The sequence below is a fragment of the uncultured Bradyrhizobium sp. genome (genome assembly GCF_964252615.1).
Taxonomy (GTDB): domain Bacteria; phylum Pseudomonadota; class Alphaproteobacteria; order Rhizobiales; family Xanthobacteraceae; genus Bradyrhizobium.
In genome coordinates, this window is sequence record NZ_CAXUNQ010000017.1 from 58,840 (window position 1) to 72,202 (window position 13,363).

12 protein-coding genes are annotated in these 13,363 nt (G+C 60.4%); 7 read left to right on the forward strand and 5 right to left on the reverse strand.

Going from position 1 to position 13,363, the window contains the following annotated elements; genetic code table 11:
* Window positions 1-168: 168 nt before the first annotated feature.
* Entirely contained in the window at window positions 169-804 is a 636-nt protein-coding gene (locus tag ACFE72_RS11625) for a hypothetical protein (RefSeq protein ID WP_375413241.1), read from the forward strand.
* A gap of 56 nt (window positions 805-860) precedes the next feature.
* On the opposite strand, the gene ACFE72_RS11630 is transcribed toward ACFE72_RS11625, so the two are convergent.
* Window positions 861-1,538 (reverse strand): DUF599 domain-containing protein, encoded by a 678-nt coding sequence (locus ACFE72_RS11630; RefSeq protein WP_375413242.1) that lies wholly within the window; start codon window positions 1,536-1,538, stop codon window positions 861-863.
* Between the two features lie 124 nt (window positions 1,539-1,662).
* Between ACFE72_RS11630 and ACFE72_RS11635 the strand changes: the two genes are divergently transcribed.
* Window positions 1,663-2,319, forward strand: coding sequence for a glutathione S-transferase family protein (locus tag ACFE72_RS11635; RefSeq protein ID WP_375413243.1), 657 nt, complete (start codon window positions 1,663-1,665; stop codon window positions 2,317-2,319).
* A gap of 71 nt (window positions 2,320-2,390) precedes the next feature.
* Here ACFE72_RS11635 and ACFE72_RS11640 read toward each other — a convergent pair whose 3' ends face one another.
* Genes ACFE72_RS11640 through ACFE72_RS11650 form a run of 3 tightly spaced genes read right to left on the reverse strand, consistent with a single transcriptional unit; the run spans window position 2,391 to window position 6,945 of the window.
* Window positions 2,391-3,686 (reverse strand): glycoside hydrolase family 130 protein, encoded by a 1,296-nt coding sequence (locus tag ACFE72_RS11640; RefSeq protein WP_375413244.1) that lies wholly within the window; start codon window positions 3,684-3,686, stop codon window positions 2,391-2,393.
* Between the two features lie 41 nt (window positions 3,687-3,727).
* Window positions 3,728-6,013 carry a glycosyltransferase family 4 protein gene (locus tag ACFE72_RS11645; RefSeq protein ID WP_375413245.1) on the reverse strand — a complete coding sequence of 762 codons (2,286 nt, stop codon included), beginning with the start codon at window positions 6,011-6,013 and terminating at the stop codon, window positions 3,728-3,730.
* Window positions 6,010-6,945 (reverse strand): class I mannose-6-phosphate isomerase, encoded by a 936-nt coding sequence (locus ACFE72_RS11650; protein ID WP_375413246.1) that lies wholly within the window; start codon window positions 6,943-6,945, stop codon window positions 6,010-6,012. Before ACFE72_RS11650 ends, ACFE72_RS11645 begins: the two co-directional genes overlap by 4 nt.
* Window positions 6,946-7,337: 392 nt before the next feature.
* On the opposite strand from ACFE72_RS11650, the gene ACFE72_RS11655 reads away from it, so the two are divergent.
* From ACFE72_RS11655 to ACFE72_RS11665, 3 genes are all read left to right on the forward strand, one after another.
* Entirely contained in the window at window positions 7,338-7,541 is a 204-nt protein-coding gene (locus ACFE72_RS11655) for a hypothetical protein (protein WP_375413247.1), read from the forward strand.
* Between the two features lie 157 nt (window positions 7,542-7,698).
* Window positions 7,699-8,664, forward strand: a complete 966-nt coding sequence (locus tag ACFE72_RS11660) for a hypothetical protein (protein WP_375413248.1) — start codon at window positions 7,699-7,701, stop codon at window positions 8,662-8,664.
* 38 nt (window positions 8,665-8,702) lie between these two features.
* The gene (locus ACFE72_RS11665; protein WP_375413249.1) at window positions 8,703-9,140 is read left to right on the forward strand and encodes a DUF1489 family protein; all 438 of its coding nucleotides are present in this window, start codon (window positions 8,703-8,705) and stop codon (window positions 9,138-9,140) included.
* Here the strand turns inward: ACFE72_RS11665 and panC are convergent.
* A complete protein-coding gene (panC, locus tag ACFE72_RS11670; RefSeq protein WP_375413250.1) occupies window positions 9,137-9,988 on the reverse strand; it encodes a pantoate--beta-alanine ligase in 852 nt (283 codons plus the stop codon). The genes ACFE72_RS11665 and panC overlap by 4 nt on opposite strands.
* 285 nt (window positions 9,989-10,273) lie before the next feature.
* On the opposite strand from panC, the gene ACFE72_RS11675 reads away from it, so the two are divergent.
* Together ACFE72_RS11675 and ACFE72_RS11680 are read left to right on the forward strand one after the other, a co-directional pair.
* The gene (locus ACFE72_RS11675) at window positions 10,274-11,197 is read left to right on the forward strand and encodes a division plane positioning ATPase MipZ (protein WP_375413251.1); all 924 of its coding nucleotides are present in this window, start codon (window positions 10,274-10,276) and stop codon (window positions 11,195-11,197) included.
* 141 nt (window positions 11,198-11,338) lie between these two features.
* A complete protein-coding gene (locus ACFE72_RS11680; protein WP_375413252.1) occupies window positions 11,339-13,315 on the forward strand; it encodes a methyl-accepting chemotaxis protein in 1,977 nt (658 codons plus the stop codon).
* The last annotated feature ends 48 nt before the right edge of the window (window positions 13,316-13,363 follow it).

Consider the following 13,363-nt stretch of genomic DNA (forward strand, 5'->3'; position numbering starts at 1 on the left):
AAGTGTCGGCCAAACCTCGGTTCACCAGCGCAAGTTCCTGCAGGAAAGGCCCATCAAACGAAGGGACATCTGGTTATTAGCCAGACGTCGGAAAGCTGCGACTGATTTTCCGTTAAGATTTGGTTTAGTTCCAAGCATGACTATCGGGGAAGAAAAGGGGACCCAACCATGAAACTACACCAGACCAACAGGGTAAACAGCGAGTCAATAGGAGATGTTGTCGGCAGCCAAGCCGCGACAAGGCCGGCGGCCGGGCCCCCATGGGATTTCTCAAGTCCCGGTCAGGACGAGATATTGGCGCTATTGAAGCCAGGCGATGATCGAAAGCGCAGTATTATTTTGGTTGCAAGCGCTCTGGTTGTTGGCTTGGGACTGGGTTGGGCGTGCGCGGCGAATATCCCGGCCTTCCACTCGATTACTCAAACAGACATGCCTTCACGCCGGTTTCCCGAAATTAAATCAAGCGGTAAAAGCGACGGCGCTCGACGGATGGCATCCACGTCAAGCCTGCAAACGGCACCAGCCCCGAGCACGGTTTCGCCTGCCGGAGCGCCCTTTGCCAAGGCCGAGGTTGTGACCGCGCGGGAGCCGATGACGCCGGTGGCCGAGACGAGACCGACAACTATTGAGGGCTGGACGGTTCTTGAGGTTCGGGGTGGAACGGCCGTTCTCGAAGGGCCGGATGGGGTTCGAACCGTGGTCCGAGGCGATTCTGTGCCCGGGATCGGGCGAATTGATTCTATCGTGCGTTGGGGCAACCGCTGGATAGTCGCTGCGGCAAACGGACTGATCGCGACCCCGTAACATCAATGACCGCGGATCTGCCGGACGGTTCGGCGAAAAAGTGTTTTCTAAGCCGTCTAAGGCTCCATCGCTTGCCAGGCATTGGAGGCGAACTGCCTCCGCCAGGTGACGATCACCACCGCCGCGGTCGTCACCAGCAAAATCCACGGGCTGACAAACCAGCCGAGATAGCCGAGCGCGAAGAAGAATGCGCGCTGGCCGCGATTGAAATGCCTTCCTGCGGATTCGAATAATTTCGTGGTCCGCATTACATGGGCTTCGGCTTGCGGGGTATCCCGCTGCGTCGCCGGCGGCATCCCGCCGAGCAAAATGGCGACGTAATTGAACAGCCGGTATGACCAGGCGAACTTGAAAAAGGCATAGACGAAAATCAGGATCAGCCCGACGCATTTGATTTCCCACAATGCCGGTGACGGGCTGAGATCGACCGGCAGAGCGCCAAGAACGGCCAATGCCTCGTTGGTCGCGCGTAGCAGAGCCAACCCGCCGCCGATCGCGAGCAGACTGGTAGACGCAAAGAACGCGGTCCCGTTTTGCAAGCTCGCCATGATCTGCATGTCGACCATGCGGGCATCGCGCTCGAGCATACGCCGGATCCAGACCTCCCGGTAGACGTTCATGCGAGCCGACAGGCTGTTGCGTCCATAGGAGGTATGCTCGAGCGTCATCGCATAGACAGACCATTCTACAATGAAGAACCCGACCGCGAAAATATCGATCCAGTAGCGCGCCATAGAACATCCTCATGCACGTCTCGAATGCTGCCATGCATGGGTCCTTGCGGCAACGGCGCAAGAGCGGGGTTGATCGCATCCGGCGCGGCGTGGCAGACTGTGATCCCCTTAAGAGGTTGTTCGCATGGCTTTGACGCTCGTGATCGGCAACAAGAATTATTCGTCGTGGTCGATGCGGCCGTGGCTGGCGTTGAAAGCCCGCAATATTGCCTTCGACGAAGTGATAATTCCTCTGTACACTGGCGACGCCGACAAGCAGCGCATTCTGGAATTCACACGGTCCGGCAAGGTACCTGTGCTGGTCGACGGTGACATCACGATATGGGATTCGCTGGCCATCATCGAATACGCGGCCGAGCGGTTTCCCGAAGCGCATTTATGGCCAAAGGACGCTGCGTCCCGCGCGCACGCCCGTTCGGTTTCGGCGGAAATGCACTCCGGCTTTGCGGCGTTACGGGACGAATGCGGCATGAACCTGCATCGGCCGGTCGGCGCCAAAGCCCTATCGGCGGCGGCGCTTGCCGATATCGCACGCATTCAGGAGATTTGGTCCAAATGCCGGGCGCGCTATGGAAAATTGGGGCCTTATCTGTTCGGCGCCTTCGGCGCCGCCGATGCCATGTATGCGCCGGTAGTTCATCGTTTCCGGACCTACGCCATCGGCGTGGCACCGGACGTTCGCGACTACATGGATACGATGATGGCCCTGCCGGCGTTCCAGCAATGGACCCGCGCCGGGCTCGCGGAAACGCTGGTGATCGAGAAATACGAGGTCGAGTAGGTCGGCCTAAGCGTCTGGCATTGGCGCCGTTTCGCTGCCATTCGAATCAACTATCGGCGCCAATAGATGACTCAGTTTTTCATCGAATGCATGAGGGTCGAAATCTTGATGGTCGCGAAATTGGAAAATGTGTCGGAAACCGCGTATGGCAAAATGATCTGGTCGTTGTGCCGCATCGCGCCGCAGGTATAGACCACATTGGGGACATAGCCTGCGCGCTCGGATAGTTCGGGGCGCAGCAGCGGCTCGCGCGAGCGTGCCAGCACCCTGGAGGGATCATTCTTGTCGAGCAGGGCTGCGCCGATCGAGTATTTGCGAACGGGGCCGACGCCGTGGGTGAGCAGCAGCCAACCCTCGTCGAGTTCGACCGGCGATCCGCAATTGCCGATTTGCACAAACTCCCAAGGAAACTCCGGCTTTAGAATGGCTTGACCGCCATCCCACGTATAGAGGTCGTTCGAATAGATCAAATACAGGTTTTCATTATCCTGCCGCGCGATCATCGCATATCTGCCGTCAATTTTGCGCGGGAACAGCGCCATGCCCTTGTTGCGCGCAGCGCTACCCCGCAACGGCGACATTCGGAACGACAGGAAATCGCTGGTTTCCATCAACTCAGACCGGATCGCGCGTCCGCTGTAGGCGGTATAGGTCGCATAGTAGATTTTCCGGCCGCCATCGCTGAATTCGACAAAGCGCGCGTCCTCAATCCCGTTGGATTGAGATTCGGTGACCGGAAATATGACGCGCTCGCTGATGTCGTCGTTCGACTCGAAGATCAATCCGACTTCGTCTCCCATCGGACCCGGCGATCGGTATTCAATTCGCGGGCTCGACGCTAGCCTGGCCGTCGGATCGACGGCCAGGCTGCCGTCAGCTGCGATGGTACCGGCGCGAAACGTCAGCGACGACACATGCCCTTCGCCGATGGCGCGTAGACTGAGAATGAAGCGCAAGCCACCCTGCGGCGCCGTGGACTGGTCAGGGTGCGGCATGATGCTGGGGTTGAACAAGGCGGAGGCTTCGAACGAATATTCGTTGAGGAAATAGGCGCCGATCAATTGGCGTTGGAGGCTGGAAAAGCTGCCGTGGGCCGCCAGGGCCTCTTCCATTTCCTTGGCGCGGGATTCAAATGTCTTCAGCAGGTTGCGATGGCGACCGAGGAAATTCGCCAGGACGTCGTCAAGCTGGTTGGCGGCGGCCTCCGAATCCAGCGCCAGAACCCGGTCGACGATATGGTTGGCACGGGTCTTGTCGGTCGGGTTAAGGTCACGCGGTTCGGTCGCGGGCTTGAACGGGCGCACGATGACCCGCGCAGGATCGGGACGCAGGTAGAGCGCTTGCCGGTTCAGGAAGGTGGCTTGCAATAGGGGTGCCTCGGCTCGCTGGAGTAAAACCTTGGTCAGATTCAGGCACCGACGGCGCGAAGCGCCGCAGGTTTTGTCAGGCCAGTATTGACGCGCGCAAGCTGCCGCATCTCCGCAAGACTTAGAAGATAAGACAACACCGACTCACCTCCGCGATTCTCATTAGCACGATCGGGGTGCAATCCATCGCGGCAACTGCCGGTGTGCGGATCGACCAGGGCGACGGACAGATCGTTGCTGCCGAAAAACCAACCAAAAACCCGTGTTGCGATGGCCTTCCACTCGGCATCGCCGTCGGCGCGCCATGCCGTAAGGCAGGCCGCGATCGTCGCCGTGGCTTCCACGGGCTGCTGATCGAAGGCGCGAGGCTGTTTCCGCTGTTCCCCGAAACCTGCCGTACCGACGGGGCGGAAATGCCCGGCAGGCGCCGTTTGCTGATCCATCAGCCAGTGCAACGATCTTAGTCCGGCTTCGACATAAGGCGTTTTTTGCGTCGCCATGCCCGTTAAAATCAAGGCCTGCGACAGACGCGCATTGTCGTACGACAATCCTTCCTCGAACCATATCCAGTCCGGCGTCTCGACCGCTGCCAGAGCGGATATCAACCGGTCGGCAAGAAAATATCGGACTTCCTTGGCATGGAAATCATCCGGAGCCGCCGCGCAATATGCGCTTAAGCCTAACAGGGTAAACGCCCAGGCGCGGGGCGAGCGAAAGGCTTCCGCAGTAGGCAATGCCTCGGCAAACAGGGCGGCCGCCCATCGGCGCCGCGACGGGCTGGCATCTCTGCGCGCGCATTCCCCCAGCGCCCACAGCGTGCGTGCGTGACTGTCTTCCGAACCCGTATCTTCAAGCCATGCGCGGTTGAATCCCATGAAGTTGCGAAACCGTCCGGTGTCGGGATTCCAGGCATGCTGCACGAAAGCGGCAAAGCGGGCCGTCAGGACTTCCGGCAGCCGCTGCTCGCCGGGATTGTTGAGGGCGCAGGCGACCAGGAGCGCTCGGGCATTGTCGTCGACGCAATAACCGTGTGAACGATCGGGCACGGAATGCACGGCGTGCTGGAACAGACCGGTATCGTCGCACATCGATAGAAAGTGGCCGAGTTGCATATCGGGCGCTGCGGCAATGCGCGGTTCGAGCGAACCCGTGCTGGAGCGAGCAATAACCTTGAGCGAATGGCCCTGCCGGGCATTGTCGAAGACGGACATGTACCGGTTCGCGGTACCCGCCCACGTCATGGTTCGGCTGACTGCGTAGGCATGCTTGCACATCGCCTCGCGGCGAACGTCATCGGTGAGTAATTCCCCGATTTCGCTGCCGATTGCGGCCGCGTCGCCAAAAGGAACCAGAACGCCACGCCCGTCGGCCAATAACTCGCGCGCGTGCCAGTAGGGTGTCGAAACCACCGGCCTTCCCAAGCCGAAACTGTAGGCCAATGTGCCCGACGTCATCTGCGCCTCGTTCAGATAGGGCGTGACATAGACGTCGCACATCGAAATGAATTCGAGCAGCGTGGCGTGATCGACGAACTGGTCGAGGAAGACCACGTGGTCCTCGACGCCGAGGTCGCGCACCCGCGCCGTCAGACTCTCTCGGTAAGCTTCGCCCTGCTCCCGAACCAGATTGGGATGCGTTGCGCCGAGCACGACATAGACCGCGTCCGCGCAGCGCTTCAAAATCGACGGCATGGCGTCGATCATGACTTCGATGCCCTTGTTGGGAGACAGCAGGCCAAATGTGAGAATGACCGTCCGTCCGCCGAATCCGAGCTTTGCTTTCGCCGCATCGGGCGCGACAAAAGTCACGTCGGGAATGCCGTGAGCGATGACTTCGATTTTGTCATCCGGCACCTGATAGACGCTGCGCAGCAGTTCGCGGCCTTTTTTGGCCATCACGATGACCTTCGATGACGCCTCGGTTATGCGCTCCAGCACGTCGCGTTGCTTGGCTGAGGGCTCGGCCAGTACGGTGTGGAGCGTGGTCAGTACCGGCATGGTGAGGCGCGACAGCAGCACCAGGATGTGGGCGCCGGCTTCGCCGCCGAAGATTCCGAATTCGTGCTGCAGGCACACGGCGTCGAACCGGCCGGCGTTCAGAAAATCCGCGGCGCGGACGTAATCATCGATATTGCCGTCCCTGATCTGCAAACCCACAGCAGCCGGATACTCATAGCGCTGACCATGATCGGTCAGCGCCACAATGCAGGTATCGATATCTGGTCGTGACACCGCTATCGCCTGGTGCAGGTCGGTCGTAAATGTCGCGATGCCGCAGCGGCGGGGCAACGAATTGCCTATGAAGGCGATACGGCGGAGCGGGGTCATGTCTGCACCTCGACGATCTCGTTTGGTTTCGGCACATGTACCCCGAACGCGCCGACAGATTTGGTCATTTGCGCTCCAGCTTCCTGCAGCAGGGACATAATGGGGTCCGGTCCGGGATAGGCGATCAGGCTGCTCATCCCATTCGGTCCAACTTCAATGATGGCGCGATCCGCTTCGACGAAAATGACGTCTCCGACAGTCGTGTTGGTCGCTCCGATCTTCGCAAGGCCCTCGATCACGAGAATCCAGGTTTCCTTGTCGGCGATGATCGCCCAGGTCGAGTTCGCCGGAAGTTTGATCCGTTCAAGTACGAAATGCGGGCTTGCGATGAGAGCCCAGCGCTCATCGCTGAGGTGTCGTGCAACGGCCTCGGTTAGAGCCGGCCGGGCATCGGCAACAGCGACGGCGTTTTCCTCGTGCAACTCGCGCTGCCGGCCATAGTCGAACAGGCGGAACGTTACGTCGCTATTTTGCTGAATCTCGGCAAGCATGATGCCGGCGCCGATGGCGTGGATCGTCCCTGCAGGAATGGAAATGAAGTCGCCTCTCCGCACCGAGCGCCATTGAGCAAGACCGGCAATCGAGCCGTCTTTGATCGATCCGCGCAATTGCTGTCGCGTGAGATGTCGCTTCAATCCAACGGCAATCCGCGCCTCCGGCGTTGCCGACAGGATGTACCATGCTTCGGTTTTGCCGTTGGGCAGGCCGATGGAGTGCGCAAACGCATCATCGGGATGAACCTGGATTGACAGCGGTTCGCTCGTGAACAGCAATTTGAGCAGCAAGGCCGGGATTGGCGCATCTTTATCGGGACGCCGAAACCATAGCTCTCCGACTGCGTCGCCAGAACCGTCAATACCGCTCCATGGAGTGAGATCGGCGACCCCCCAAGGCTTGCGCACGGCCTGCGCTGAGGCATGTTCGATAGCCATAGGCTGTCCTGACCGTTGACGCGCATATCGAAGCGATATGCCGTTGGTCGCTAATGTCGCAATTTAGTGTGGCTGGGCGTCCCGTCCGGATAATCGCATTGACGCAATCCGGCTGTGCCTTTCAGGCAGATAGGTACTCTAGTCGCCAACGGCAACACGCTTTGGTGCTGCGCTGCTATAATCGGTTTCGGGCATCAATTTTGCCGGAATGCCTGATACTTACGGCCGGCGCTTTGAAATACTAACCTATCTCGCTGAAAGAACTGAAAAATTTGCACATTTGCCATGTCCTGATGTGACTGGCCAAACGGGCTCGACGCGTGCTATATGACGGCGGGGATTTTCAGTCGGCGCAGCTACCGGAACAGTGAGTAGAGCCGGCATTTCCGTATATGGAGAAGGCGTTGAAGCACAAGTTTGTCGTGGGTGAGACCGTCTATTTTACTGCCAGCAATGTCGCCCGTCCGGCCGCCAGTGGCACTTATGAGGTGATCCGGCTGCTGCCGACCGATGGCGATGATTGTCAGTACCGGATCAAGAGTTCGACCGAAGCGTTTGAGCGGGTGGCCAAGGAGAGCCAGCTCGACGTTGGTTGAGTGGCGTTGCGCCCGCGCCGACATGTCATCGAACGTTCCGTCACATTGCAATTAGAGCGAGTATCGCAGTTAAGTTGACGCAATCTGCGTCCACTTAGTGGGAGGCGAATCGGCATTTACTCGCTGTAAGCGTTTTATGCTGCGAAGGACATCGCGCATGAATTGGGCTTGGCTACCATCGGTCAATGAAATCTGGCGGTCGCCGACATTTCCGATGTGGCTGACCCTGGCCGCGGCTGGCTTCTTCGCGCTTATCGTGCTCATCATATTGTTGCGCGCCGAGAAATCCGTCGCCAACAGCGCCCTGAGCGTGATTTCGCTGCTGGCGATCGGCGTCGCCGTCGCCGCGACCATTCACGGCTACGGTCCGGATGGCGGCAGCGCTCTGCGTGATCTCGAGCCGCCGCAGGTAGCGACGGCGACACTGCCCGCCTTGTCGTGCATTGACGATGTGGCGGGCGAAACCGTACTCGCCGCTTGCGAAAAAGCTTTGTTTGGCTCGGCCGATGCCGCGGCGGCCGCGGTGTCGTATGCCGCGGCGCGAATTACGCGGTTAACCGCATTCGGCGATGTTGCCACCGCCAACAAGAGCATGACGCCCGAGCTTCAGGCATTGCGGCGGTCCGTGGAGCGGGACCGCTATGGTCTGATGGCTTATGTGCTGTCTGCCCGCGAGCGTTGTGAGCCCGCGGAATGCGCAGCGTATCGGTCGCTGACGGATCACAACCAGATTGCAGCCAACATGGACGAGCGGATCTATGACGGCTTGATTTCACGTTATTCGCCGTCATGGAACACGCCCGCAACGCTTCCCGCTGCGGCCGTCGCGGTGCTTCCGACGACCATGCCGACTGGCAAGCCGACCAACGCCGAGTTTCCCAGCGCAGCTTCGACCCCGCCGGTCAATATCATGACCCCTGAACCGGCCGTGCCGAGCACGGCGCCTCCCGCGCCACGTTCACCGCCGGCGGCGATAGCGAATACACCGCCGCCGATACCGCGTCCGGCTCCGGCAACGGCCGCAGCTAAAAAACAGGCGCCGAAATCTCGGCCGGCCGCCGCACCGGTTCAGCTCGCACCGGCTCCCGGCGTGCCTGTGCCGGCCGCCGCAAACAACGACTGATCCTTCCTAAAGCTGCCGCCAAAAGCTAATCTCACATCATGTCCCTGCATCTCATTAAGCTCGCCGTCGGCTGCGAATCGATCAAAGAACTCAGAAGCTGGGTTGCCGAACGCATGCGGACGGCAAAGCAAAGGAAACTGCCGCAGCACCATATTCACATCACCCGGATGACGCCAAAGCGCGATCAGGAATTGCTCGCTGGCGGCTCCCTGTATTGGGTGATCCGCGGCGAAATCGCCGCGCGGGAAAAAATCATCGCGATCGAGCCGTTCCGCGATCGCGACGGTATCGGGCGATGCCGTCTGATCATGCAGCCCAAGGTGATCGCGGTGTCGCCGCGGCCGATGCGGGCGTTTCAGGGCTGGCGTTATTTCGAAGAAAGCGCCGCGCCGCCCGATCTCGGTAAGTTTTCAGCCAGCATTGCGGCAATGCCGGAACCGCTGCGCCGGGAATTGCGCGACCTTGGATTGCTCTAAATTGCAATATTGTCGATTAGCCGCGTATTACCGATTTTGGCGGCGACCAGCAGACGGATCGGTCCATCCTTCGCGGATTTGATTGGCGCCAGCGTCCGGGCGTGACGCGCCTCGAAATAGTCTAGCACAAAGCCCGCCGCGGTAATCAATCGCGCGCCTTCGACCACAGCCGCCTTGAGATCATCGCCGCCGCGCACGCGCATGGCGGTTTTCTTCATCGCGCGATACAGCTCCGGTGCCATCATGCGGTCCTCGGTCGACAGGTAGACGTTGCGTGACGACATTGCGAGGCCATCGCGTTCGCGCACGGTTTGGCTGCCGATCACCCTGACGCCTAGGTCGAGATCGCGGGCCATCTGCGTGATCACCCGAAGTTGCTGGAAATCCTTTTCGCCGAATAGGGCCATATCCGGCCGGCATTGGGTGAACAGCTTGCCGACCACGGTGGTGACACCGCCGAAGAAATGCGGCCGGAAGCGGTCCTCCAGCCCGGCCGTCGCAGGACCCTCGGTCAGAATTTTGGTGGCAAAGCCAGCCGGATACATCGTCTTGACGTCGGGGTTCCAGATCAGATCGACATGCTCGGCTGCGAGCCTGGCCACATCGGTTTTCCAGGTCCGGGGGTAGGAGCTGAAATCCTCGGTCGGCGAAAACTGGGCGGGGTTGACGAAAATCGAAACCACGACCTTTGCCGCGCGGCGTTTCGCCAGCCGCACCAGCGACACATGGCCGTCATGCAGCGCCCCCATGGTGGGGACCAGCGCGATGGTGGCTTTCTTCGCGCGATGTCCATCAAGTGCGCGGCGCAGCGCTGGCAGCGTGCGAACGATCATAGGACTTCGGGACATCGCGGCTCGATCTGTAAGGGGCAAGCGGGGCGCCCGTTTTCGGCGTTCGGGCTTGAATGCGGACCTTATCAAAGCGCGCCGCTCGCCGCCAAGCCTGTCCCCGTGACGCAAGTTTTGTCGTCGGTCCGCAGGGTGTCCGCGGGCGGGCAATATCCATAATAGACCCGACGCGTCGCGGCCCGGATTCATGATTAAAGCAGACGGTCAGCGATTTGAGGGTTTTACCGCGCATTTCGCTTGACCCCGAGTGGGCCGCGATTTGAAGATATCGGCAGGGGTCAGGATATGTTGGTGCAGGCAAGTCAGGGGCAGTCAGGCACGGCGCATGTGGTCGTGTTGGGCAATGAGAAGGGCGGTTCGGGAAAATCCACCACCGCCCTCCATGTCGCCGTTGCCCTGCTTAAAGCCGGTCAGCGCGTCGCCACCATTGATCTCGATTGCCGCCAGCAAAGCTTTACCCGCTACATCGCCAACCGGCGGGCCTGGGCGCGCCGCACCGGCCTCGATCTCGAACTTCCGGTTCATCGCTGCATCAAGCTCGGCGACACCATGCAGATCGCGGACAACGAATCCTCGGAATTTCTGCAGTTCATGGACGCCGTCAGCACGGCGGAGCGGACATTCGATTTTATCGTCATCGATACGCCGGGATCCGACACTTATCTGATGCGCCTGGCTCACTCGATGGCCGATACGCTGGTAACGCCGATCAATGATAGCTTTCTGGATTTCGACGTCCTCGGCACTGTCGACCCGGCGACCTATTCGGTGACCGGCGAAAGCCACTATTCCGAGATGGTGCGGGACGCCCGGCGCAAGCGCCGCCAGCTTGACGGCGCCAGCACCGACTGGATCGTGGTCCGGAACCGGCTGTCGATACTCGGATCGCGCAACAAGCGGCTCGTCGCCGATAGCCTCGAAGATTTGTCGCTTCGGCTCGGCTTCCGCGCAGTCGATGGTTTTGCCGAACGCGTCGTCTACCGCGAATTTTTCCCGCGCGGGCTGACCGCGCTCGACGACCTCGATGCGGCGACGCTTGGCACCAGGCCCAGCATGGGGCATGTCACGGCCCGGGAGGAAGTCACCAGCCTGTTGCGCCAATTAAAACTGCCGCTCGACGAACGCGGCCGCCGCCGCGCCGCCAACCGCGCCGAGTGGTTCGCACAGGTCGACAAGCCCCTCGAAACCCACGACATCCTCGGCGCCTGATTGGCCAAGTCCGCATCGTCATTCCGGCATGTCTTTAAGCAATCGTTAGCCATGTTTGCGGTAGTTTTGCGCTTATTATGGGCAAATTGCCCGCTCGATCACGCGCGGCACACTTTTTCAACGCCAGTTAGCCGAGGCTTCATGCGGCCCGTTCGCTTTCATCTCCGGCTCACTCACAAGGTCGCCGCCATCGGTTGCGTCGGCGTGGTCGGTCTGGCCATGGTCGGACTGATCTATCAGCAAGGAACTTGGTCCCAGGACGCCTCCCGCAAGGTGGCTGAGGACAGCCGTGCCATCTCCGATCTTACCAAACGTATCTCGATCGAGATGCTGGAGGCGCGGCGCGATGAAAAGGACTTTCTGCTGCGCAAGCATGATTCCTATGTGCAGCATCATGCGCAGTTATCAGGTGCGATCGGCCGCGATTTCGACGAACTCAAGACAAGGGTTCAGTCCGCAGGCTATATCGATCTGTCGGAAAAGATCGCTCTCGTACACGACGGATTTGAGAGCTACGGCAATGATTTTGCCGTCCTGGCGCTGATTCAAGCAAAAATCGGCTTCGACGAGAGGGGCGGGCTAACCGGATCGTTGCGCAAGGCAGTCGACATCATCGAGGCCGGGGTCGACGAAATCAACGATCCCAAGCTGACCAGCCGGCTACTGACCATGCGGCGGCATGAAAAGGATTTCATGTTGTGGCGCGATGACAGATACGCAGCCGGATTCACGAACGCAGTGGTGGCGTTCAGCTTAGTGTTGACCGAGCTGGACTTACCCTACGCCGTGCAGGAAAAACTTTCACTCAACCTGGACCGGTACAGCCACGACTTTGCCGATTGGGTCCGCGGCGCGCGGGACGTGGCGCGTGCCGAAGCCGACATCATGAAGACCTTCGGCGGCTTTGAGCCGGCGCTGATCGGCATCGTGAAAGAGATTGACCGGCTCGCCGGCGCCGCAAACGCTTCGGAAATGATATTTCGCGATGCCATGAAGTTGCGGATGGCCGCCGCGCTGGCGTTGGCAGCGCTGACGATGTGCGCGTTGTCGTTGCTGCTGGGCCGGGCGATTTCGCAGCCGATTTTGGCGATGACATCGGCGCTGACGAGGCTTGCCGGGGGCGACTTCAATGTTGTCCTGCCCGGGCTTCATTGCCGCGACGAGATCGGCGAAATGGCCGGGGCCGCCTGGATATTCAAGGATCATATGATCGAAACCGAGCGCTTGCGTGCCGAACAACTTGCAGATCAGCAGGCGCAATCGCTTCTGCGCCGCGAGGAACGGCTGCGGCTGGCGTCCGATTTTCAGGGCGCGGTTGGCTCAATCGTCGACAAACTCTCCTCCGAGTCGACCGAACTTGAAACCGCAGCTTCGACGCTGACCAGGACCGCGGAGACCACTCTTGAGCTGTCGGGCGTGGTGTCAGGGGCCTCGAACGAGGCCGCCGGCAGTATTCGAACGGTGGCCGCGGCGATCGAGCAGATGACGGCGTCGGTCGGAGAAATCGGCCGTCAAGTGTTGGCATCCAGCAGCATCGCGCACTCCGCTGTCGAGCACGCAAAGACCACAGATGCTCGCATCAACACACTGTCGCGGGCAGCCGGCCGGATCGGCGACGTCGTCAGATTGATAACCGGCATCGCCGAGCAAACCAATCTTCTGGCGCTGAACGCGACCATCGAGGCCGCCCGAGCGGGCGATGCGGGCCGCGGCTTTGCCGTCGTCGCTCAGGAAGTAAAGGCGCTGGCGGCGCAGACTGCAAAGGCGACCGAGGAGATCGACGTCCAGATTTCCGGTATGCAGGCCGCCACCACCGACTCCGTCGAGGCGATCAAGCAGATCGGCGCGGTTATTCTGCGGATATCCGAGGTGTCGGGACTGATCGCGGCCGCTGTGGAAGAGCAGGGCGTGGCGACCCGCGAGATCGCTCGCAACGTGCAGATGGCCTCCAGCGGAGCGGCACAGGTCGGTAGCGCCATCGTCGACGTATATCGGGGAGCAGCGGATACCGGCTCCGCGTCGGGACAGGTGCTGTCGTCGGCACAATCGCTGTCGAGCCAGGCCCACAAGCTCAAGCTCGAAGTCGACGGCTTCCTTCAGTCGATACGGGCCGCCTGAAGCTAAAACGTCGCCATCGCGCTGGCCGGGAACATTTTGGCCTGGTAT